The sequence below is a fragment of the Patescibacteria group bacterium genome, from assembly GCA_004297735.1.
In the GTDB taxonomy this organism is placed as follows: Bacteria; Patescibacteriota; Saccharimonadia; order UBA4664; family SCTI01; genus SCTI01.
In genome coordinates this window covers 1-21,592 of sequence record SCTI01000002.1, presented here as the reverse complement: position 1 = coordinate 21,592, position 21,592 = coordinate 1, and the positions used below count along the sequence as shown (strand labels likewise).

The 21,592-nt window shown below is 52.5% G+C and carries 22 protein-coding genes; 20 read left to right on the top strand and 2 right to left on the bottom strand.

Annotated features, from left to right (window positions below):
• The first annotated feature begins 483 nt into the window (after positions 1-483).
• The 8 genes from EPO04_01720 to EPO04_01685 all read left to right on the top strand — a co-directional run bounded on the left by EPO04_01720 (position 484) and on the right by EPO04_01685 (position 9,467).
• Positions 484-1,401, top strand: a complete 918-nt coding sequence (locus tag EPO04_01720; GenBank protein TAK88816.1) for a hypothetical protein — start codon at positions 484-486, stop codon at positions 1,399-1,401.
• A 425-nt stretch (positions 1,402-1,826) separates the two neighbouring features.
• Positions 1,827-3,239 carry a hypothetical protein gene (locus tag EPO04_01715; protein ID TAK88815.1) on the top strand — a complete coding sequence of 471 codons (1,413 nt, stop codon included), beginning with the start codon at positions 1,827-1,829 and terminating at the stop codon, positions 3,237-3,239.
• A gap of 188 nt (positions 3,240-3,427) precedes the next feature.
• A complete protein-coding gene (locus tag EPO04_01710; GenBank protein ID TAK88814.1) occupies positions 3,428-4,126 on the top strand; it encodes a hypothetical protein in 699 nt (232 codons plus the stop codon).
• Between the two features lie 153 nt (positions 4,127-4,279).
• Positions 4,280-5,365 carry a peptide chain release factor 2 gene (locus EPO04_01705; GenBank protein TAK88813.1) on the top strand — a complete coding sequence of 362 codons (1,086 nt, stop codon included), beginning with the start codon at positions 4,280-4,282 and terminating at the stop codon, positions 5,363-5,365.
• Between the two features lie 50 nt (positions 5,366-5,415).
• Positions 5,416-6,096: a cell division ATP-binding protein FtsE gene (gene ftsE, locus EPO04_01700; GenBank protein ID TAK88812.1), complete on the top strand. Its 681-nt coding sequence runs from the start codon at positions 5,416-5,418 to the stop codon at positions 6,094-6,096.
• Positions 6,093-7,016, top strand: coding sequence for an ABC transporter permease (locus EPO04_01695; GenBank protein ID TAK88811.1), 924 nt, complete (start codon positions 6,093-6,095; stop codon positions 7,014-7,016). Before ftsE ends, EPO04_01695 begins: the two co-directional genes overlap by 4 nt.
• A gap of 149 nt (positions 7,017-7,165) precedes the next feature.
• On the top strand, positions 7,166-8,269 hold the full coding sequence (locus tag EPO04_01690; protein ID TAK88810.1) for a CHAP domain-containing protein: 1,104 nt from the start codon (positions 7,166-7,168) through the stop codon (positions 8,267-8,269).
• A gap of 7 nt (positions 8,270-8,276) precedes the next feature.
• On the top strand, positions 8,277-9,467 hold the full coding sequence (locus EPO04_01685) for a S41 family peptidase (protein TAK88809.1): 1,191 nt from the start codon (positions 8,277-8,279) through the stop codon (positions 9,465-9,467).
• Positions 9,468-9,539: 72 nt separating this feature from the next.
• Here the strand turns inward: EPO04_01685 and EPO04_01680 are convergent, their stop codons facing one another.
• Positions 9,540-9,833, bottom strand: coding sequence for a 50S ribosomal protein L27 (locus EPO04_01680; protein TAK88808.1), 294 nt, complete (start codon positions 9,831-9,833; stop codon positions 9,540-9,542).
• On the bottom strand, positions 9,833-10,966 hold the full coding sequence (locus EPO04_01675) for a hypothetical protein (GenBank protein ID TAK88807.1): 1,134 nt from the start codon (positions 10,964-10,966) through the stop codon (positions 9,833-9,835). Before EPO04_01675 ends, EPO04_01680 begins: the two co-directional genes overlap by 1 nt.
• 30 nt (positions 10,967-10,996) lie before the next feature.
• Between EPO04_01675 and xseA the strand changes: the two genes are divergently transcribed.
• The 12 genes from xseA to EPO04_01615 form a co-directional block, all read left to right on the top strand.
• A complete protein-coding gene (gene xseA, locus EPO04_01670) occupies positions 10,997-12,175 on the top strand; it encodes an exodeoxyribonuclease VII large subunit (protein ID TAK88806.1) in 1,179 nt (392 codons plus the stop codon).
• The gene (gene xseB / locus EPO04_01665; GenBank protein TAK88805.1) at positions 12,175-12,426 is read left to right on the top strand and encodes an exodeoxyribonuclease VII small subunit; all 252 of its coding nucleotides are present in this window, start codon (positions 12,175-12,177) and stop codon (positions 12,424-12,426) included. Before xseA ends, xseB begins: the two co-directional genes overlap by 1 nt.
• Positions 12,426-12,902, top strand: coding sequence for a hypothetical protein (locus EPO04_01660; GenBank protein TAK88804.1), 477 nt, complete (start codon positions 12,426-12,428; stop codon positions 12,900-12,902). Before xseB ends, EPO04_01660 begins: the two co-directional genes overlap by 1 nt.
• Before the next feature lie 136 nt (positions 12,903-13,038).
• Positions 13,039-13,692, top strand: coding sequence for a hypothetical protein (locus EPO04_01655; GenBank protein TAK88803.1), 654 nt, complete (start codon positions 13,039-13,041; stop codon positions 13,690-13,692).
• 78 nt (positions 13,693-13,770) lie between these two features.
• The gene (locus tag EPO04_01650) at positions 13,771-16,170 is read left to right on the top strand and encodes a PAS domain-containing protein (GenBank protein ID TAK88802.1); all 2,400 of its coding nucleotides are present in this window, start codon (positions 13,771-13,773) and stop codon (positions 16,168-16,170) included.
• Between the two features lie 50 nt (positions 16,171-16,220).
• A complete protein-coding gene (locus tag EPO04_01645; GenBank protein ID TAK88801.1) occupies positions 16,221-16,607 on the top strand; it encodes a response regulator in 387 nt (128 codons plus the stop codon).
• A 37-nt stretch (positions 16,608-16,644) separates the two neighbouring features.
• Complete coding sequence (gene recO / locus EPO04_01640; GenBank protein TAK88800.1) at positions 16,645-17,361, top strand: DNA repair protein RecO; 717 nt, start codon at positions 16,645-16,647, stop codon at positions 17,359-17,361.
• Between the two features lie 36 nt (positions 17,362-17,397).
• On the top strand, positions 17,398-18,786 hold the full coding sequence (locus EPO04_01635; GenBank protein TAK88799.1) for a glycine--tRNA ligase: 1,389 nt from the start codon (positions 17,398-17,400) through the stop codon (positions 18,784-18,786).
• Between the two features lie 108 nt (positions 18,787-18,894).
• Positions 18,895-19,188, top strand: coding sequence for a hypothetical protein (locus EPO04_01630; protein ID TAK88798.1), 294 nt, complete (start codon positions 18,895-18,897; stop codon positions 19,186-19,188).
• A 217-nt stretch (positions 19,189-19,405) separates the two neighbouring features.
• Positions 19,406-19,804 (top strand): hypothetical protein, encoded by a 399-nt coding sequence (locus EPO04_01625; GenBank protein TAK88797.1) that lies wholly within the window; start codon positions 19,406-19,408, stop codon positions 19,802-19,804.
• A 347-nt stretch (positions 19,805-20,151) separates the two neighbouring features.
• Positions 20,152-21,090, top strand: coding sequence for a 16S rRNA (cytosine(1402)-N(4))-methyltransferase RsmH (rsmH, locus tag EPO04_01620; protein ID TAK88796.1), 939 nt, complete (start codon positions 20,152-20,154; stop codon positions 21,088-21,090).
• A gap of 189 nt (positions 21,091-21,279) precedes the next feature.
• A partial coding sequence (locus EPO04_01615) for a hypothetical protein (protein ID TAK88795.1) occupies positions 21,280-21,592 on the top strand: 313 nt, incomplete at its 3' end.

Below are 21,592 nucleotides of genomic sequence, written 5' to 3'. Positions count from 1 at the left end.
ATTATGTCACACCTGATGTCGTTGTACCGCCGGGGCTGGCGAGCATTCCTGCTCATCATGCTGCTGTCGGCCGGCTTGTGCTGTTTTTGGGCAGCCGCAGCAACCAAGGCCCCGGCAAGCCCGTACAACAACACCGGATGGAGCAGCAGCGGAAAGCTTTACCGGATGTGCCTTGACTTTGAGGAAGTCACCATCTCGGCGCCTCTGCTCACTCGCTGGGTCGAGGTAGTCAGGGTGGCTGGCTACCCCTCATACTCGGTCCAGTACTGGGCCCATCGGCCCTGCTTTTGATGCGACTCAACCCTGGGGCGGCAACTCTGCCGCTCCAGGGCCCCACTTTACCTCCCACGAATCCACGCTCAACAGATGAAAACCAGATTAAACATAGTCGATTCTTAGATTGACAAAAAAACAAAAGTATTATATAGTGTAATATCCCGTAAAGGGACACGTTCTCTGAAAATTCAACCTCTAGAGGTGTACATGTCACGCTTCATCAGCATTATCCTGGCTTTGGTTGCCAGCGCTACGCTGGCGATCGCGACCTGGGCACCCGCTTCGGGTATGGCTCAAACCGTCATCACCGGTAACGGTGAAACGGTGGTGGTTGAGGATCCAAATTCTTCGCCCCCACCCGAAGAAACCTTGCCCCCTTCGACGGAGGCACCCCCGCCGGTTGCGACCGAGCTCCCGCCGCTTCCTCCAGATGAGACAACCATTGAAGATCTGGGGATTGTGAAGGGAGAAGAGGGTACCGATAAGGCACCGAAGTCGGCCACCAAGCCGGCTCGTCGCCATCCGTCGAACCCTCAGCGTCAATCAGGCGCGCACATCCGCCCCTTTAAGAGGGGATTTGGCTACACCATCGGTGGACATTATCCGATGGTCAGCCTCAACCAAACCTCGAAGAAGTGGGGAGGCAAGCCGTTTTGTCGCCTCGGTGGCGGCAGAACGATCAAGGGTTCGGGTTGCGGCGTGACGGCTCTCACTATGGTGGGCCGGACGCTTCATCCTGGAAGCAGGGTCTCTCCTGTTAGTCTGGCTCGCAAGTACTGCAGTCAGATTATCCAGGGTGGAGTGTTGAGCTACTTCCATGGTGGCGGAGACATCATCTTGACCGCCCTCCTGAGTATGGGGCTTGAGGCCCGCCGCACAGGAGGAGATCTCGGTTTGGTAGCCAATACCGTTCAAAGAGGTGGTCTCGCGATCATTCTCTTTGCTCCTGGACCGTTTACAGGAGGCGGACACTTTTTGGTGATCCGCGGCTTTAAGCAGGGCAAGTTCTACCTGGCAGACCCTTGGAATACAGGGCAGTTCGGGCGGAACAACGAGAACAGAGGCTTCACGGCCAATGAACTCCGCGCCTCTGCCATGGTCTCAACCTGGACCGCCGAACGTTAACAGGTTCGGAATAGATAGAGAACTGGGGTCAGATCAGATTGTACGATCTGGCCCCAAGCACAGGAATTATATCTTATGAGAATGCACTAAAATCATAAGCATTTTATACAGCTTAAGTATTGACAAAAATGCATAAGCATGATATATTGTTATATTCACTCTGAAGAACAGAGGTGAGGTGGAGAAATCAACCGAACTGGTTCAGATGAGGGGACATTGACAAGCTAGATAGTCATGGGTCATCAAGACCCTTGATACCTATAGAACTAGACATTTGCACAGTCCTCTACGCGATTAGGCTGTGTGCCGTACTCTGGGAATATATTTGTGCCGCCCACGATATATTCCCAGGTTTCGGTACACATCACCGTAACCGCGTAGTTGGGCTACGCGGTAGTCTTGTCAGCCATCCGAAAGGAGGGGTCATGCCCAACGTGCACCTCACCCGCCAGACGGCTGACAAGTTCGTCAGCCGATTCATCAAGTTCATCCGTCCCACGACCCTGGAGGTCACCATGTTCCGCAAGGTCATGCTGTCGATCGCCGCCGTGGTGGCGGCGATCCTGATGTCGTTCGGCGCCGCCGCGCCGGCCCAGGCGTACTGCGGTCCGGGCTTCACCTCGAAGGCCGGCGCCGTCGCGTATTACAAGACGCCGGCGGGCAAGAAGTTCCTGCCTTCGATGAAGCGCAAGCTCATCGAGCAGGGCTACATGCACCAGGACCAGTCGGTCATGGCGTTCCTGCAGTCGCCGAAGGTGGTCTTCACGACCACCCCGGGCGGCTACACGCTGTCGTTCAACACCTCGTGCAGCGGGGGCGTCTACTCGACATTCGACGGCAACTACCGGCATTCCCACATGGGTGTGCTGGCCGTTCGGTCGACGAGCAAGAAGCGGGTCGGGAAGCCGAAGCCGGTGGGGAAGCCCACCAGCAAGGTCATCTCGATCTCGCCGGAGCAGTTCGTGCACAACGACGCGACCGGTGAGACGGAGGTGTACGTCGACGAGACGATCGAGACGAGCACCACCTACCACCAGAAGTACAAGGAGTGCGTCTCGTATCGCCCCTTCATGAAGGCCTACTGCCGTAACGTGGTGGCCGGCAAGAAGTGGCAGAAGTGCAAGACGTATGTCCGGGCCTTCGTCAAGAAGGTCAAGTCGGTCAAGAGGCGGCTGGTTCGCAAGATCCCGCCGACGGCTGAGGTCCCGCCAACCGCAACCCCCGGCCAGGTGGTTTCGGCTGAGCAGCAGTGCAAGGCCGAGCAGAACCACGTGTGGAACTCGCAGATCCAGCAGTGCTTCGTGATCGTTGCGGAGTGCAGCATCGTGGTGGTCGGCAACGGCAACTACGTGACGGTGAACGGGGATATCTGCAAGAAGGAGGTTCCGCCTCCGCCGCCGCCCCCGGTCACGCCGCCTCCGCCGGTGATTCCACCGCCGTCGATCCAGCTGACGACCTGCGCCCACATCTTCGTGACTGGCAACTGCCAGGTTTACTACGAGGCTTCGGGTGAAGGCGCCAGCGGTGACGCGGTCATCACCAGCGGCAACGCGTCGGCCTGGTTTGCCGGCAAGATCTCGGTTCCGTACCGCTGGGATGGCACACCGTGCCCGACCGGCACCAAGTGCTACCGGGTGACCATGTGGGCGACTTCGGTCGCGGGCATGGTGACGATCACGGCTACCGCGACCGGCACCGGCGGCACGGTCACGACGACGGGTAACACCGACGTCAAGGCCGAGACGCCCGGGACACCCGGGTCGTTCGACTCCGCGGTCGTCATCACCGACTCGGACACACCGGGGACCACCACCACGGTGACCGCGGCGATGCACTAGTTCTGGGTATCAATGGGGTGGGGCTTTCGAGCCCCGCCCCAACCCAACTTGATAATCTGTGACTATCTAGCCTGTCTACCGTCTCTCTTACAGAGGTGGTACGTTTACAACTAAATAACATGCGTTAACGAATCACTTCGTAAGATAACTAATTTTCTGTGTGCGAAAGCATCAGAAAGGAGAAGACTATGAACTTCAATCTTAAGACTTCCGCTGTAGCTGCTGTTGCAGTCGTCAGCTTAGTTGCTACCCCCGTAATGGCCGCCGGTCAGATCGAGGGCGGTAACATCTATCGCGTAAAGAACGATACTCAGAACACCACTTTTGGTGATCCTGTAACCGCCAAACCATGTGAGGTTGTTACCTTTAAGGTACGTATTCACAACCCGGGTCCAGACCCAATCAACAATGTTAACGTTAAGGCTACTTTGCCTACCACTGTTGGAACCAGTCACAGCTCAATGGTTACCGTAACCGCTGCTGACGCCAACCCAACTCAGATTACCGACACTGCGGGTGTAAACCTTTCAAGTGCCGCTCGTTTGAGCTATGTTCCAGGTAGCACCCAGCTGCTTGACCCGAACAACGTGGTTTTGAATAGCCTGCCCGACGGCATCTTAAACGGTGGCGTTACCGTTTCTAGCGTTGGTGTTTCGACCCAACAGATTCGTTTCGTCCAGTTTAAGGCCCAGGTTGACTGCCCAACTACTACTACCGAGCAGCCAAAGACTCCGGCTACCCCAGCCGCCGCTCAGCCGACCACTCTTCCGGAGACCGGTCCTGAGGCTGGCCTGATGGCCATGGCTGGTAGTGGTGCTCTTGGTTACGCTGTGATGGCTTACCGCCGCAGTAAGCGTGCCTTGGCTAAAAAGCTACTCAACCGATAAGGTTAACGCATCGTTAATTAGAGGCAGCGGGCCTTCGGGCCCGTTACTCTAGTTGGCGCTTGTCGCACGCGATAAGCCCACAAATCGCCCCATCGGATACCGGTAAAGGTATCAGGTACGGGGCTTTTTGTGGTTTCAGGTATAATATTCATCATGCAATCAATTGTTAAACAGTTTGTTGAGCTACAGCTGCTGGTCGAGGAGGCCATGCGGCGCTTGGGGCTCGAGGCCGAGCAGGGACGCTTGGAGGAGCTTGATGCTCAGATGCAGGCGCCAGGATTCTGGGATGACTCGCAAGCCGCGGCGGCGATTAGCCAGCAGGCGGCAGGGCTAAGGAGTCATTTAGAGGAGTGGGTTGGTTTACATAAGGACGTAATGGTAGCTAAGGAGCTGGCCGAGCTGGGCGACGAGTCGATGGCCGGCGATCTGCAGGCCAACCTGGAGCGCTTGCAGCAGGCTTTTGCCGCCAAAGAGTTTGAGCTGAAACTGTCGGGTACTTACGATCGCAACAACGCTATTATTTCTATCTTTGCCGGTGCTGGTGGCACCGATGCCCAGGACTGGGCCGAGATGCTGCTGCGGATGTATTTACGGTATTTTGAAAAGGCCGGCTGGAAGGCCGAGGTGGTTGAGCGGTCCGACGGCGAGGAGGCTGGCATTAAGAGCGTGACGGTTGAGGTTAATGGCCAGTACGCTTACGGCAAGCTAAAGGGGGAGAGCGGAGTGCATCGTCTGGTCCGTCAAAGTCCATTTAATGCTGATGCTAAGCGCCAAACCAGCTTTGCTCGGGTTGAGGTGTTGCCACAGCTGGATCGCCCCGAAGAGTTTGAGCTGGATGAGCAAGACTTGCGAGTGGATGTGTATCGGAGCGGTGGTCACGGTGGCCAGAGCGTTAACACCACCGATTCGGCGGTTCGGATTACCCATATTCCGACCGGTACCGTAGTCGCGATTCAAAACGAGCGCAGTCAGCTGCAGAACAAAGAAAAAGCCTTGGCAATTCTTAAAGCTCGGTTAACTGCGCTAATGTTGCAGCAGCAAAAGACTGAGCTGGGTGAGTTACGCGGCGAGAACCAGGAGGCAGCCTGGGGCAACCAAATTCGCAATTATGTGCTGCACCCCTATACCAAGGTAAAGGATGAGCGTACCAAGCATGAAACCAGTCAGGCGGGGGCGGTGCTAGATGGCGATCTAGATCCATTTATTGAGGCGTATCTGTCGAGTCGGGTTGGTCAATAAAAGAACCATAAACACTTTGGCTATAGGCTCATTAGTGCTAAAATAGCCACGTGATACTGTTTGATCGCGTTACCAAAATGTACCCGAACAAGCAGATTGCCCTAAGCGGGCTGAATCTGCACATCCAACCCAAGGAGTTTGTGACTATCGTGGGTGCGTCCGGTGCTGGCAAATCGACGCTGATTAAACTGCTTACCCGCGAAGAGGTTCAAAGTTCCGGCAAGATTATTGTGGGCGGGCTGGATTATGACACCATTGTGTATAAGAACGTGCCGCACCTGCGCCGCCGAATTGGCGTGGTGTTCCAGGACTTTAAGCTACTACCAAGCCGTAACGTGCACGAAAACGTGGCCTTTGCGCTTGAGGTGGCCGGCGCTCCCAACCGTGAGATTAAGCGCAGCGTGCCCCGCGTGCTTCAGCTGGTCGGCCTCAGCGGTAAAGAAAAGAACTTTCCGCGCGAACTATCCGGTGGTGAGCGCCAGCGTGTCGCGATTGCGCGCGCCCTTGTTCGCCAACCCAAGATCCTGGTGGCCGATGAGCCTACCGGCAACCTGGACCCCAAGAATGCTTGGGAAATCATTGAATTATTGCTAAAGATTAACCGGTTTGGCACCACCGTCCTGTTAACCACTCACAACAAAGAGATCGTAAACTCGCTCAAGCGGCGGGTTATTACCATTCAGCGCGGCCGGATCATCAAGGACGAAGAGCAGGGGAAGTACGCTCTATGATCAATCCGCTAACAGCCGCCCGGATCACCAAGACCGGGCTGCACAACTTTGCCCGCAACGCTTGGCTAAGCACCGCCGCTACAGCCGTCATGACCATTACGCTTACTCTGGTAGCCGTCTCTTACGTGGCCACCGTCGCCCTCAACTCAACCATTAAAGAGGTGGTTGGTAAGATTGATGTGTCGGTGTACCTTAAGGACTCCGCCACCCCCGATCAAATTAAGGCACTCAAGGTTAAGTTAGAGCAGACCGATAACGTTCAGGGAGTGGTTTTGGTGACCAAGGCCGAGGCGCTCAAGCAGTATCGTGAGCAAAACAAGGATAACCCCAAGCTGCTCGAGGCGGTAACCGAGACCGATAACCCGTTGCCGGCTTCGCTCCAAATTAAAGCCAAGGACCCAAACAAGCTCGACCCAATTACGGCGGTGGTGAACCAGTCGGAGTTCAAGCCGCTACTGGCTGATCGGGAGCCGATTAGCTACAGTGGCGATCGCAAGGCCACCATCGACCGGATCATTCAAACCTCAAACTTCTTTAAGGCTACCGGGCTGGCTGCCTCGGTCGTGTTCGTGATCATCTCAACCTTGATCATCTTTAACACCATCCGCATGGCCATCTTTACCCGCCGGGAGGAGATTGAGATCATGAAGCTGGTGGGCGCTACCAACTGGTATATTCGTGGGCCGTTCATTTTTGAGGCCGCCCTGTATGGCATTATTGCGGCCTTTATCGCGATTGCGTTTACCTACACCGTGATCTTAAAGGGGGCGCCGCGGCTTGGTAACTACGTCGACACCGGAATCGTAGTTAAGCTGCTCCAAGATAATGTGGTGCTGGTGGTGTTTGCGCTTTTGGCTTTAGGAATTTTAATTGGCACCGCTTCGAGTATGGTCGCCCTAAAACGCTATCTCAAGCTATAATTAGCCGGTTGATTCCAGATTAAAACTCAGCCATAATACCTCTCGTGCTCTTGGCGTAAGCGCTAAGGCGCCTGAATCATAACCGCTATTGAATTATTAAACCTAAAGGGGTATAGTAAACAGTGTTAAGGGGCGAACACCTAATTAGTATGGTTTCACCAAAAAACAAAAATTTCAGTTTTAAAACCATAACAGCGCTGGTTCTAGCGTTGGGTTTGGTGTTGGCGCCGGTAGCGGCCCACGCCGCCACGCTAGAGGAGCAAATCGCGGCCGCTAACGCCGATGCGGCTCGCAACCAACAGCAGGCGGCTACCTTAAGAACTCAGGGCGACACGCTGGCCAACAAGCTGGCCGAGATTGCGGCGCAGTCGCAGGCGATTCGCTCGCAAATTGCCGCTAACAAGGCCAAGGCTCAGAAGCTAACTCAAGATATTAATGATGCCAAAGATAAACTGGCATTAAAAAAGCAGGTGCTAGACGAGAACGTCCGCGTTATCTACCAGGAGTCTAAGGTTTCGCCACTCGAAATGTTGGCTTCGAGCCGAAGCTTTAGCGAGTATGTTGACCGCCAGCAGTACTTAGACACCTTAAAGGATCACGTTCAGGAAGCCGCTAAAGAGGTTCAGCGACAAAAGGAAGAGCTAGAAAAGCAGCAGGCTGATTTAGATTTGGCAATTAGAAACCAGACTAATTTATCTCAGGCGTTGGCAATTCAGCAAAATGAGCAGTCAAATCTTTTGGCTTCGACCAGGGGTGATGAGGCGAAGTACGCCGAGCAGGCTAAGGCCAGCTCAGCCAAGGCCGAGGAGCTTAAAAAGCAGCAAGCGGCTATTTTGGCATCACGTTTTGGAGGCATACCTTCCGGAGGCACCCCTTGCGGGGGAGGCTATCCATCCACATGGTGTAATGCCCCGAAAGACACACTTATAGATAGATGGGGTATGTATAACCGAGAATGTGTTAGCTACACCGCCTTCCGAGTAGCCAATTCCGGACGTCGTATGCCATACTGGGGAGGTAGGGGGAACGCCAAGCAGTGGCCTGGAAACGCCCAAGCCGAAGGCATACCTGTTGATGGAAGCCCTCGACCAGGAGATGTTGCCATTACAACTGCCGGGCCATATGGCCATGCTATGTATGTTGAATCAGTTTCAGGACGTATGATTACTGTAAGTCAGTATAATTTCAATAACGCTGGCGAATACAGTGTAATGACTATCCCATCAGATAATTTGTACTTTATCCACTTCTAATTAGTTAATAAAAGGTAAGTTTTTGAATCCAGAACCCTCTCGATTTAGTGTGCGCAACACCCTGATAGCGGTGGTGTTGCTAGCGATTGGGTTTGTTGGTGGTCAGCTGGCCCCAACGGTGGTGACGTTTGGCGGTCCGGCCGCAAATGAGCGCCCTGATTTTAACGAACTATCATCGATATACGACACCCTGGTTAAAAAGTTTGATGGTGAGGTTAAGCCAAACGATACGCTGGAAGGTGCGAAGGCCGGGCTGGTAGCCGGATTGGGAGATCCTTATACGGTTTACCTTAAGCCAAAGGAAGCCAAGGATCTTGAAGACCAGTTAAATGGTACTTTATCGGGCGTAGGCGCCGAGGTGGCGATTCGCAACAACAAGCTGACCGTGGTTTCGCCAATTGTTGATAGCCCGGCCGCTAAGGCCGGAGTGCGTGCTGGAGACGTAATTATTAGCATCAACGGCCAAGACAGCTCAACCATGACGCTGGACGAGGCTGTAAGTAAGATTCGCGGGCCAAAAGGCAGCGAGGTAACGCTTAAGATAATCAGGGGCAGCAGCGAGCCAATTGAGATTAAGATTGTGCGCGACGTGATCACGGTGCCAAGCGTTAAGTCGAGTATGAAAGAGAATGGCATTGGCTATATTCAGCTAACGCAGTTTGGCAGCGATACTGTAGCTAAGCTCCAGCAGGCCGCCGCTGATCTTAAGGCTCAGGGTGCGACCAAGGTGATTTTGGACCTGCGCAACAATCCTGGTGGGTACTTGGATGGTGCGGTTGATGTTTCGAGCCAGTTCTTGCCTGATGGCAAGACGGTGGTAGAGGAGCGGCGTCAGGGTAGGACGGTTGAGCGACTCCAGACTACCGGTGGCGGCCAGCTGGTTGGATTGCCGCTAGTGGTGTTGATTAATGAGGGTAGCGCCTCGGCGAGCGAGATTGTGGCTGGTGCTTTACGCGACAACAAAGCCGGCCAACTGTTGGGCGAAAAGAGCTTTGGTAAGGGTAGCGTGCAGGAAGTAATTAAGCTGGGTGATGGCGCTGAGCTTAAGGTGACGGTAGCGCACTGGTTTACCCCTAGCGGGCAAGGGATTGATAAGGTTGGAATTAAGCCTGATATCGAGGTTAAGCTGGAGCAGGCTGACTTGAACGCCGGCCGTGATCCACAGCTGGAACGGGCGATTCAGGAGCTGTCGAAGTAAATTTTAAGATCAAGACAGCAACAAAAAAACCGCCTAAGATGGCGGTTTTTTAAATTCACCTAAATATAAAAGTTATTTCTTGGTTGGCTGCTCGTCTTCGATACTTACGATCTGACGACGAACCTTTGAGCCAGTAAACTTAGTAATCTGCTTAAGGGTAAACTTAACCCGCCCGGCTCGGGTGGCAAAAATGGTATGGTCTTTACCCATGCGGGTGCCATCTCCGGCTTCCATACGGCTGCCGCGCTGTCGGACAATAATGTTACCAGGAATAGCTAACTGACCACCAAACAACTTAACACCAAGCCGTTGTCCTGGTGAATCATGTACGTTTTTAGCTGTACCGCCAGCTTTTGTCTTTGACATTAACTCTTCCTTAAGATTAATAATTGACGACCAACTATCTGGTTTGGTCGCCGATATATTAGCGCGTCACTACGGACATGCGCAAACTGCCTCAAAGTATACCCTAAATCAGGTAGCAGGTCAACAATTCCCAGTAGCTGCTGGCCGCCATCGGCGGTTTGCCAAGCTGGTACGGTAATTGCAATCTCGGAACCCGACTCAAGCTGCTCCGCCCAGTTGCGTAAACTATCGCGGTAAAGCGCCAGCATTTCATCCCGAATCGGCCCTAACTGCTTTAAGGTGGGCTTACTGCTCATGTTGGGACCAAGGTAGCCTTCGGAAACAATTGATGCCTTCGCAGAGGGCAGTCTAACCGCTCTAGCGTCGGCTTCAAGCGCCTCGTCGGCTGCTATAGCGGAGGCGGCAATATCATTCAGCCATTTCATATTTTCGCGGGTGGCCGAAACCATATCTGCAGACAGATCGGAGCCACCCACCCGACGTCCAAGCAGGGCCGCCTCCTGTAGAATCACACCGGTGCCGCAAAAGGGATCAAAAACCTCATTGCCGTGAGTGGTGTTAACCATAATCTGGGCCAGCTTTGGTGGTAGCATGCCCACCTTGGCGCTGCGAGTCGGACGCTGGTGGTCGCGCGCGGCGTAACTATCGATATCTTGAACCTGTTCGGTAATTGCCACCACCATCTGCTGCTTATTAATCACTATTAGTAACTCATGGCCATTTTTTAACAAGCCATTAAATTTTACCTGAGCGGCCGATAGGTGGATGCCGGTTTGTGGCGCCACAAACCTAACCGATCCGCCGGCCTTTAAGCGTTTTTTAAGAGCAACCCCGGTTTTGCGGACAAAAGCGGTGGTGGCATTCAGCCCGTAGTAACTTAGCCCAAAGGTGGTTTTGCCGGATTCGGCCACCAGCTCGTCAAGGGGGAGAGGTGCCTCGTTAATGTCACGAGCAGGGCCCTGGTAGATGATTCGACCGACCTTAATAACACCCCCAAACTCACTTAGATTAATCGACCGCTCAAGCAGGGCGGCAGACCTGCCCCAGGGCTGGATCTGTTTTGGCGATAGGCGTGATTCAAGCTCTACCAAGCCAAATTCTGGTTGGCGTCCGAGTATGACAATGTGATTCATAGAGCTATTGTACCTGATATACTAAAAGGTATGCAGTTACTGGAGCCACCCTCAGATCAAATTATTGGCGTTAAGGCCTTTTTAGATATCCTTAACGAAACCTTAAACTTTGCCTTCCCGGCGGTTACGATCGAGGGAGAGGTGTCCAGCTACAAGGTTAATCAGGGCAAGTGGGTGTTCTTTGATTTAAAGGATGAGGACGCCACTTTGCCGTGCTTTATCCCAATCTACCAGCTAAAAGTTCCAATCGAAGATGGCATGAAGATTCGAGTGACCGGAGTGCCAAAGGTAACCAAGTGGGGTAAGTTCAGCCTGACGGTCAAGTCGGTGAGCCTGGCCGGTGAGGGCGCGCTTAAGCGGGCCTTTGAGCTGCTCAAAGCCAAGTTGCAGCAAGAGGGTTTGTTTGAGGCCAGTCGTAAACGGGCGCTGCCGCGGTTCCCAGAGCGACTCGGCTTGGTTACCTCCGGCCAGTCGGCGGCCTACGCCGATTTTATTAAAATTTTAGGCCAACGCTGGGGCGGAATGGAGATCCAGCTGGCCGACGTTCAGGTGCAGGGACAGCCGGCCCCAGCTCAAATTGTGCGTGCCATTGAGTACTTTAATCAACAGGCCAGCGTTCCCGACGTGCTGGTGGTGATCCGGGGTGGCGGTAGTTTGGAGGATTTGCAGGCATTTAATACCGAGGAGGTGGCTCGCGCCATTGCTGGTAGTCGAGTGCCAACTTTGGTTGGGGTGGGCCATGAGGTGGACGTTAGTTTGGCTGACTTTGCGGCCGACGTGCGAGCGGCTACTCCTACCGATGCGGCTCGAATTGTGGTTCCAGATAAAGCCGAGGTGATACAGGACATTGGGCACCGACAACGCCGGTTTGAACAAACCATTCGCGGCCGGCTCGATCGTTACCAGAACCACATTATTCGCCAAATTAATGTACTGGAGCGGTTTGTACGGCTGCCGCAAGCCCGCCTGCAAAACTTAGAGTTGCGGCTACTTAACGCTCAGCGTCAAACTTTGGCCATGCAGCAGCAGCGCCTTAACTCGCTCAGCCGCCTGCTAGGAAGCTATGACCCGACCGCCACCCTAAAGCGCGGTTACGCCATTGTACGCAAGGGTGAACAGGTGGTTACCGGGCCGCAGCAGGTTAACGTTGGCGATTCGCTCGTGGTACAATTGGCGGCAGGAAACATCAACGCAAAGGTGGATAAGTAGTGACAGCAAAACCAGATTTTGGAACCAAATTAAAAGAGCTTGAGGCCATAACCGAATGGTTTGAATCGGACGAGGTAGATCTAGACGCTGCTTTAACCAAGTTTGAGCGGGGGATGGAGCTAGCCAGCGAGCTAAAGAAAGAGCTGGGCGAGGTTGAGAACCGGGTTGAAAAGATCAAGCAGCGCTTTGATACCGCTGCCCCAGCTGAAACCGAAGCGGCCTGGGCCGGTGAGCCTCCTACCTTACTGTAATGTGGTGGCTGCTGATTGTACTGGCGGTGTGCTTTGCGGCCGGAACCTTTTTTGGCGCACCATACTTGCCAATTAAACGACGCGAGCTTGAGGGCGCACTTGATCTAGCCGAACTGCAGGCCGGTGAGACCTTAATTGATCTTGGCTCCGGTGATGGAACCGTGTTGATTGCCGCGGCGCGGCGAGGCGCTAACGCTATTGGGTATGAGCTGAATCCATTACTGTGGTTGGTGTCGTACGCTCGGACTTGGCCGTATCGGCGGCAGGTGAGTGTTAGGCTGCAAAATTACTGGATGGTTACCTTGCCGCCAGCGGATGTTATTTACACTTTTTTGCTTGATCGGTACATGGCCAAGCTAAACGCTAAGCTCGAATCAGAGCTTAGTCGACCGACCCGAGTTGTCTGTCATGTGTTTGAGCTGCCGCGCAAGCCGATCTCTAAAACTCGCAACAGCTACTTGTATCGAATAGGGTAGTTTATCGAATTTGATAATTTATATAATATTCAGCGAATATTATAGATTTTCTTAAATTCAAAATAGTACTTAAAAAGAGGGCCGCATTGGCCAGCCTTGCTCCAAAAGATCTTTTCATGGTATAACCATAACCAGAATGTACGAACAAAAACGCATCAGCATCCATCTTATTCTTACCATTTTCTTAGCCATTGGGATGGTTGTTTTTGGGGTTCTAGCAGTCCTAGCTTACCGAGACAATGAGTATGTTCGTGGTAATCTCAACACCTTAGTTAAGGCTGAGTCGCAGCGCGCTAGAGAACAGCAAAAACAGCAAAGTGCTGAAGAAAATCGCAAAGCTAACGAACTACCATTTAAAAACTTTACCGCCGATGCGGTAGACGGTGGCTTTGTACTGCCCATACCCAAAACCTGGAGCACCTATTACGGCCGTAACAACACCGGTCCAACCCAAGTTGATTTTGCCGCTAACCCTGATACGGTGACCATTAATCTCAACCGGGATGCTCGCAACACCCAGGCTTTTCGCCTCAAGCTGCTGCGCCAGTCCCAGGCCGATGTGGTTAAAGACTATCAAACCCTAATTAAGCAGAAAAAGGTTACTAGCAAGGGAACCAAGGTTTCGGGGATTGACGCCACCCAACTTGAAGGGACCATTGATGATCAGCGCCATGAAGGCGTGGTTATTATTGTGCCGGTGCGCGACAAAACCATCGTTTTGATCACCGAAGATAAAAGGTATGTCGGCGAGTTTAATACCATCGTTGCCGGCGCTAAAATCAACCCGTAGATAACTGAGCAGAACACAGCCCTTATGCTTGAGGCTATCTGGTGGATCATGGTACTTTAAGTACTAGTAACAAGGGTGATGATGGCGCGGCGAACCACAAATTTCTACCAGCAGCCGGTTGTGGCGGCACCAGCCAAAGTCGCCACTGCCAAGGTTAAAAACGAGTTGGACCGAATGCGCGAGAGTATGCGTGACGGCTTGCTTTGTTTAGATCAAGACGGGGTAATCACCTACAGTAATCCAGCCGCAGCACGTCTGCTTGGCTTGCCTGAAGAGCAGATTAACGGCCGCACCTTTCTGGGGTTGGTGGAGTCGCCCAACGGCAGCCCAGACGAAACGCCACTGACTTACGACAACGCCGATGGAGCTCTTAAGCGTGCTCTGTCCGGCCAGGAATCGCGCTTGGTCATGTCAATCTCCTGCGATGATCGCTCCACCTCAATTGAGGCGGTGCTGGGTCCGTATCGGGACATTAACGATGGCATTATGGGCGTCCTTATCAACCTTCGCGACCAAACCCACCTGTACGCTGAGCAAGAAAAGCTGCGCGCGATTCAACAAAACCACAGTATTGGCATGATTATTCTTGACGCCGATGATGTGGTCACGACGGTTAGTTCGCGGTTCGAGATTATTAACCAGGTGCTGCCGGCCAAGCCAATCACCGAGGCCTTGGCTCAACCCGAAGTAACCAGCTTTTTGAGCTTTGATACCGATATTAATAAGGTTTTAGGTCTGGTTAAGCAGCGGCGGGAGACCACTTTTTACGCCGAGGCCGATCTTGGGTCGAAGATTCAGCACTTACAGTTGGTTGCTAGCCCGTTAATTCGCGGCGATCGGTACGAGGGCGCCATTATCACCACTAGAGACGTCACCACGTTGGTCGAAAAGACGATTGAGACCAACAAGATGGCTCGCTTAGCTAACAAGCACTCACGCGAGCTATCCAGTCTGGCGGAACTGAGTGGTTTTGTTGGTTTCCGTTTTGATCAAATCTATAAAAAGTACTTAACCATGATCAGCCAGCTGCTGGAGTCGCCCAACGTCAGCATTTACTTGTATCAGCCCGATTCGCAGCTGCTTAAGCGGGTGGCGACCAGCACGCACTTTCATGAACATGCCGGCCAGTGGCATTTAGGGGCGTATCATCCGGTGGTGGAGGCGTTTTTGCGACGTAAACCTCAAACCTATAATCCAGAGATTGATGATGGGGCGATATCCAAAAGCCACATGCTAACCGTGCCGATCACTTACCACTCTAAAGCCCTGGGCGTGATCAAGGTCAGCCACCGAGACTCGGCCTATAACACGCACGAGGCCAAGCTGCTACGACTGGTTGCCTCACGGCTAGCGGTGATCATTGAAAACTGGGAGCTGTACAACGAGGTTAACGCTCGCCGTGAACGATGGGAGGCGGTGTTTACCTTTACCGAAGAGGGGATCCTGATCTTTGACCGTGATACCAAGGTGGTTGGTTTTAACCCGGCCGCCAGTAAGCTAACCGGCTTTACCATGCAGGAGGCGATTGGGCGGTCGTTCCACGATGTGGTTAAGGCGATGACTCCCGAAGGTACCAGTATGGCGATGCTGACACCGTTGCGGAAGGTACTACAGGAAGGCGAGGTTGTTACCAAGCGGCAGCAGTTGATTGAGACCAAGAACGGCCAGGCTTTGTGGACCGAAATTAGCTGCTCGCCAATCTTTGACGACAGCGGTAACGTGACCAGCGGCATCGTAATTATTAGCAACATTCAACGTGAGCAAGAGGTAGAGGCGGTTAAGAGCGACTTTATCTCAATTGTGTCGCATGAACTCCGCACGCCATTAACCGCGATTAAAGGGTTTTTGAGTATGTTGGTGCAAAAGGATTTTGGTCCATTAACCGATCGTCAACTGTACTTTATGGAAAGGGTCTACCAGACCAACCAGCGTATGATTCATTTGGTAGAAGATCTGCTGGACGCTAGCTATATTGAAAGCGGCAAGATCAAGCTCAAAATTGCCCCAACCGCGGTTGAACCGCTCATTAATGATGTAGTGGCCGAACTGGCGAGCAAAGGATTTGAGCGCCAGATCATGCTAAAGATTAATCGCAAGCACAAGCTGCCGCTGGTGTTGGCTGACGAGGTGAGGTTGCGGCAGATTTTGGTTAACTTGGTCGATAATGCCATTAAGTACTCTCTACCTAAGAGCGAGGTTTCAATCGACTTTAAGGCTCAAGGTAATGAGCTGGTTATAAGCGTTAAAGACGAAGGGGTCGGCATCACTCCGGCTCACCTAGAGCGTCTGTTCCAGAAGTTCGGCCGGATTTACAACCCAATGAGCGTTCAGGCTGGCGGTACCGGCTTGGGACTCTATATTGTTAAGAATTTGGTTGAATCACATGGTGGTAAAATTTGGGTTAGCAGCCGTGAGGGCAAGGGCAGTCGGTTTAGCTTTACCTTGCCAATTGCTAAGCAGCTTCCGCTGCTGCAGTAGTGTAGTATAATGATGAACCAAAGCCCAATCGAGTGAATGGAGGTACAGTAATGGCAAAGATAATGTTGGCAGAAGATGATCGCGTACTGGTTGAAATGTATGAGGCCAAGTTTGATATGGAGGGTCATGAGGTGGTGGTGGCTACCAATGGCGAAGAGTGCTTGAATTTATTAGAGGGTTACACCCCCGACATCATCTTACTGGATATTTTGATGCCAAAAATGAACGGCTTCCACGTTTTAAAAGAGATAAAAAAGAAGCCGGGATTGCGCAACGTACCGGTAATTTTGCTGACCAACCTTGGTGAGGCTCAAGTTGACATGAACCAAGAGCTGGCGCGAGCCCTGGGCGTAACCGACTATCTAATTAAGTCGCACCATACCCCGGATGAGGTGGTAAAAAAGGTGATGGTAGCGCTTAATACCTCGTCCGCTTAAACCAAAGCGTCCGCCAGATACCTGCTAAACTTACGGCATGGCAAGTTATCAGACAAAAGGGATTATTATTGGCCGCCATAACTTTGGTGAGGCCGATCGTATTATTGTGCTAATTACGCCGGAGCGGGGGGTGATCCGCGCGGTAGCCAAAGGGGTGCGCCGGATTAAAAGCAAACTGGCCGGACACCTAGAGCTGTTCTCTGAATCGGATCTGATGTTAACCGAGGGTCGGAACCTCGATATTATCACCTCGGCGCGACTGCAGTCGCATTTGAAGATTGGTGATAACTACGATGCAATGCGCTTGGCCTACTTGGTTGCCGAGATGACCAACCGCTTGAGTGGCGAAGGGGAACACCCGGCGCTGTTTGATTTGATGCACGATACGCTCAAGGAGATACCGGCTAACCCCGACACGGTAACCGAGCTGTGGTTTAAACTGCGCTTGCTAGATCAACTCGGTTACCGCCCGGAGCTGGACGGCTGTGTTGTCTGTCATGGCGCAAAATCGCACCGTAATTATGGTTTGAGCGTCGAGCACGGTGGCATAATTGGGGACGGCTGTGGTTCAATCAATCTGCCCTTAACCCAGGACCAGATTAAGCTGTGGCGATTGATGTTGGCCAACCCGCTGAGTTCAATCCGGCGCATTGAGGCGGTGAGCGATCTAGCGGTTGATTCAATGCTGGCCTGCAACGCCTTTTACGACCACACCTTTGGTCAGCGGTTTCGTGCCGCCCAGGTGCTAGAGTAGCCAGCTAACCGGGTTTGCCTTATAATAAGCCACATTATGGCCGACAAAAAAACCACTCAAACTCCTACAATCGATGAACTGGTCTCGCTGGCCAAGCGACGTGGCTTTATTTTTCAGGGATCCGAAATTTACGGCGGTCTAGCTGGTACCTGGGATTATGGTCCTTATGGAGTGGCGCTTAAAAACAATATTAAACAGCTGTGGTGGCAGTTTTTTGTTGATAGTCGCGATGATATGTACGGTGTCGATGCCGCTATTTTAATGAACGCTCGTGTCTGGCAGGCCAGTGGGCACACCGGCGCCGGCTTTGCCGACCCACTGGTTGAGGACAAGAAGACCCGCAAACGCTATCGCGTGGATCATTTACTGGAAGAGCATGATATTGACCCAGTTGGGATGACGCTAGACCAAATGAGCGCCAAGATTAAAGAGCTTGGCATCAAGAGCCCGGAGGGCAACGAACTGAGCGACGCTCGTCAGTTCAATCTGATGTTTGAGACCCGGGCCGGGGTGGTCGAGGATAGCGCCAACCAAGTTTATATGCGCCCCGAGACCGCTCAAGGTATGTTTGTAAACTTTAAAAACGTTATGGATAGTATTCATCCACGGCTGCCGTTTGGTTTGGCGCAGATCGGTAAGGCCTTTCGTAACGAAATCACACCTAAAGATTTCATTTTCCGTACCCGCGAGTTTGAACAGATGGAGATTGAGTACTTTGTGACCGAAGGGGAGTGGGAGCAGCAGTTTGCCGAGTGGGAGCAGCGTATGCGCGATTGGATGGAGCTGATTGGCCTGCCAAAGACCAGTATTCACGACCTGGACGTTCCCGAGGCTGACCGTGCTCACTACTCCAAAAAAACGATCGACTTTGAGTTTGAGTTTCCGTTTGGCGTAAAGGAGTTGTACGGCCTGGCTTACCGCACCGATTTTGATTTGAGCAACCATGCCAAGCACAGTGGGGTTGATGTGGGCTACCTCGACCCAACCACCAACCAGCGATTTATCCCGCACGTGATTGAGCCAACCTTTGGGGTGGACCGAACCGTGCTGGCTATTCTGACTGCCGCTTACTGGCAGGACGACAAGAATGACCGCACCGTGCTTAAGCTCAAGCCGCAATTAGCCCCGGTAAAGGTAGCGGTATCGCCGCTGCTGCGCAACAAGCCTGAGCTGGTTAAGGTTGCCAAGGACGTTTACGCCGACCTCAAAAAGCAGTTCGGCGCGGTTATGTATGACGACAACGGCAATATCGGCAAGCGCTACCGCCGCCAGGACGAGATTGGCACGCCATTATGTATTGTGATTGATTTTGACACCCTAGAGGACAAATCGGTTACCATTCGTCACCGCGATACTTTGGAACAGGTGAGAGTTAAGATCGATGGGCTAGCGGACGAAGTTCAGGCTCAGCTCGACAAGTTTTAATCATTATTTAATATTGTTCGTCAAACTTGTTTAACAGTATTGACAAAACACGCTCACATCTGTAAAATCACAGCAACGGTACCCAAACGACCACGGAGGTCACGCCGTATGACAGTTGCACCTGACTTGAATCAGACGCTTTCGGAACAGGATGCGAAACGGCTCCTAATCGAGTGGGGCTTCCCAGTTCCGACCCTGCACGAGATTTCGGTGGACGATCGGCTCAGCTACGAACAGGCCGCGCTACGTGTCGGCTATATCGCTCGCGAGAGGGGATGCAGCCCGCAGGAGGTGACCAAGAGTCTCCACGAGCCTCCGGTCCGCCACGGTGGGCGTCGGCATCGACGCAATCGCGTTCGCGAGATCGACGGCATGATCGACGAGATGCGCCGCTTGGGGTAGCCGTTCCGGCGCAGGTGGGGCAGTAGCCCTACATGCGCCAACCCCAGCAATTATTGTAAAAGACCACTGATTAGGTGGTCTTTTTTGTATTCATGCATAAAGTGGGTAAAATAATAGAGAAAATCGTTGACAGTGGGTAGCAGTGGGTAGTATTATCTAATCAATGGGTTACACAAGGTAGCACATAGAGGGTTGAAAGAGAGGCAGAAAGAGTTTGATGAGATACTTTAAGCGCAAATTGGACGACAAAAATCGGCTGACAATTCCAGCTGAACTTCGCCCTGAATTTGAAAGCGGTAAGGTTATCATCACTCGCGGCTTTGGTAACTACCTACATGTGTACAGTGAGGCGGTGTGGAACAACGAAATGGAAACCGCACTCAGTGGACAGTGGAAGGGTAATGGAGCCACTCCGATCGTTTTTGATCGCGAGCTAGCCGACATGGCCGATCAGTTGCTCGAAGGCATGATGGAAACCACCATGGATTCAAAGCAGGGACGTATAACAATAGAGCAGGATTTGCTCCGTTACGCCGGCTTTGATCGCAATAAAGAGGTGGTGGCCACTAAAATGCCCGGAGGCTACTGGCGCATCAAGACTCCCTCAACTACCTAACTTAACCAGGCATCGTCCTTTAAAAACAAAAACAAAAACTTCAAGATTAGCTACTTGGTAGTCAGTACGACGGTTCGAGGAATCCGTTCAAACATCCTGGCACCTAGCAACAAACAACTCCACCTCACACAATCGTTATAAGGAATGTGCCACAATTCTTACGGAATTATGACAGTTCCTTACCACAACAACTCGATGGCTCATACGATAGCCATCACACTCAACAAAAACAAAAATCTCAAACACAACACTGACTACTGAGTAGGTGACCTTGAAAACCACTCTGGCCGTAGGCTATCGCGTCACCAACTGATAGCCAGCACGAACTACGGACAGTCGAGATACCAATGACCCACGTCGCCAAACATGTTCCGGTGCTCTTAGAGCAAACAGTCAAGCTACTGGATCCAAATCCAGGTGAGCTGTACTTTGACGGAACGGCAGGATATGGCGGTCACGCTGCGGCAATTGCTGAGCGGATTGCTCCTGACGGCTTCTTGATCTTGGCCGATCGCGATCATCGCGCTATACACGCGTTGCAGCAGCGATTTAACAACCATGATCGAGTCCGGATTATGCGCCGCGATTATTTATCGGCTACCGAAGAGCTGTTACATGATCGTCGTTTAGTCGACATGGTTTTGTTGGATCTGGGGGTTTCGTCACCACAGCTTGACAACCCAGAGCGCGGATTTAGCTTTATGGCTGAAGCCCCGCTCGACATGCGCATGGACCAGTCGCAGTCGCCGTCGGCGGCCGACGTGGTTAACGCGGTGTCAGAAAAAGATCTAGCCGATCTAATCTACCAGTACGGCGGTGAACGTCGCTCACGTCGCATTGCGGCGGCGATAGTACGCCAACGACCGATTTCGACCACCACTCAACTAGCTAAAATTGTTGAGCAAGCGGTGGGCGGTAGAGGAGCGAGCAAGATTCACCCTGCCACCAAGACCTTTCAGGCCTTGCGCATCCACGTCAACCAAGAGCTAGAGCAGCTAGAGCAAGCTTTACCAAAGCTAGTTAGATTGCTTAAGCCAGGTGGCAGAATAGCGGTCATTAGCTTTCACTCGCTGGAAGACGGCTTGGTTAAAGAGTTTTTTAACCGCGAGTCAAAAGACTGTACCTGCCCACCAAAACAGCCGGTTTGCACCTGTGACCACGTGGCCAGCCTTAAAAAGCTCACCACCAAACCAGTAGCCGGTACCGAAGATGCTTTTAACCCGCGTGCTAGGAGCGCCAAACTCCGAGCCGCAGTGAAAATAAACCAAAACCAAAAGGAGGGCTGAATGTCAGTTCCAATCAAAGTAGAGAGCATGCGTGCTCGACGCATCCAAGTTCGCAAGCTAGATCGCTAAATAGCCGCTAGTTTGCCGCGGTTAGCGGTGTACCAAAAAACGAGATGAGCGCCGCTAACCGCACCAAAAAACGATTTAACCAAAAACTAAAACTTAAAAATAAACAGGAAATTAGTAATTATGAGCACCGCCACACTTGCTGTGCGACGCAACCAAAATCTTTACCGCACCAAGACCGACATGAAGCTTGGTCCGGTTTCGGCCACCGTAGTAGTGGTTGCCGCGATCTCGGTTTTAGCCTTGCTGTACTTAACTCAGGTAACCAAGGTGGGGGTGTTAGGTTATCAGGTATCAGATTTGCAGCGACAACGCGCTGAGGCTGTTTCTAATAAGCAGGAGCTTGAGGTTGAGGCTGCCAGGCTAACCTCAATCCAAAGCATTCAAAAGTCGGGTACCGTTCAAAAAATGGTGGCATCGTCACAGGTTAGCTACG

Excerpts from the sequence above, each read along its gene's own strand:
- EPO04_01675 (TAK88807.1), bottom strand. The coding sequence starts at position 10,966 with ATGAATCACATTGTCATACTCGGACGCCAACCAGAATTTGGCTTGGTA.
- EPO04_01690 (TAK88810.1), top strand. The coding sequence starts at position 7,166 with ATGGTTTCACCAAAAAACAAAAATTTCAGTTTTAAAACCATAACAGCG.
- EPO04_01705 (TAK88813.1), top strand. The coding sequence starts at position 4,280 with ATGCAATCAATTGTTAAACAGTTTGTTGAGCTACAGCTGCTGGTCGAG.
- EPO04_01720 (TAK88816.1), top strand. The coding sequence starts at position 484 with ATGTCACGCTTCATCAGCATTATCCTGGCTTTGGTTGCCAGCGCTACG.
- xseA (TAK88806.1), top strand. The coding sequence starts at position 10,997 with ATGCAGTTACTGGAGCCACCCTCAGATCAAATTATTGGCGTTAAGGCC.
- EPO04_01625 (TAK88797.1), top strand. The coding sequence starts at position 19,406 with ATGAGATACTTTAAGCGCAAATTGGACGACAAAAATCGGCTGACAATT.
- EPO04_01680 (TAK88808.1), bottom strand. The coding sequence starts at position 9,833 with ATGTCAAAGACAAAAGCTGGCGGTACAGCTAAAAACGTACATGATTCA.
- EPO04_01635 (TAK88799.1), top strand. The coding sequence starts at position 17,398 with ATGGCCGACAAAAAAACCACTCAAACTCCTACAATCGATGAACTGGTC.
- EPO04_01715 (TAK88815.1), top strand. The coding sequence starts at position 1,827 with ATGCCCAACGTGCACCTCACCCGCCAGACGGCTGACAAGTTCGTCAGC.
- EPO04_01695 (TAK88811.1), top strand. The coding sequence starts at position 6,093 with ATGATCAATCCGCTAACAGCCGCCCGGATCACCAAGACCGGGCTGCAC.
- EPO04_01655 (TAK88803.1), top strand. The coding sequence starts at position 13,039 with ATGTACGAACAAAAACGCATCAGCATCCATCTTATTCTTACCATTTTC.
- rsmH (TAK88796.1), top strand. The coding sequence starts at position 20,152 with ATGACCCACGTCGCCAAACATGTTCCGGTGCTCTTAGAGCAAACAGTC.
- EPO04_01650 (TAK88802.1), top strand. The coding sequence starts at position 13,771 with ATGATGGCGCGGCGAACCACAAATTTCTACCAGCAGCCGGTTGTGGCG.
- EPO04_01645 (TAK88801.1), top strand. The coding sequence starts at position 16,221 with ATGGCAAAGATAATGTTGGCAGAAGATGATCGCGTACTGGTTGAAATG.
- recO (TAK88800.1), top strand. The coding sequence starts at position 16,645 with ATGGCAAGTTATCAGACAAAAGGGATTATTATTGGCCGCCATAACTTT.
- EPO04_01660 (TAK88804.1), top strand. The coding sequence starts at position 12,426 with ATGTGGTGGCTGCTGATTGTACTGGCGGTGTGCTTTGCGGCCGGAACC.
- EPO04_01710 (TAK88814.1), top strand. The coding sequence starts at position 3,428 with ATGAACTTCAATCTTAAGACTTCCGCTGTAGCTGCTGTTGCAGTCGTC.
- EPO04_01630 (TAK88798.1), top strand. The coding sequence starts at position 18,895 with ATGACAGTTGCACCTGACTTGAATCAGACGCTTTCGGAACAGGATGCG.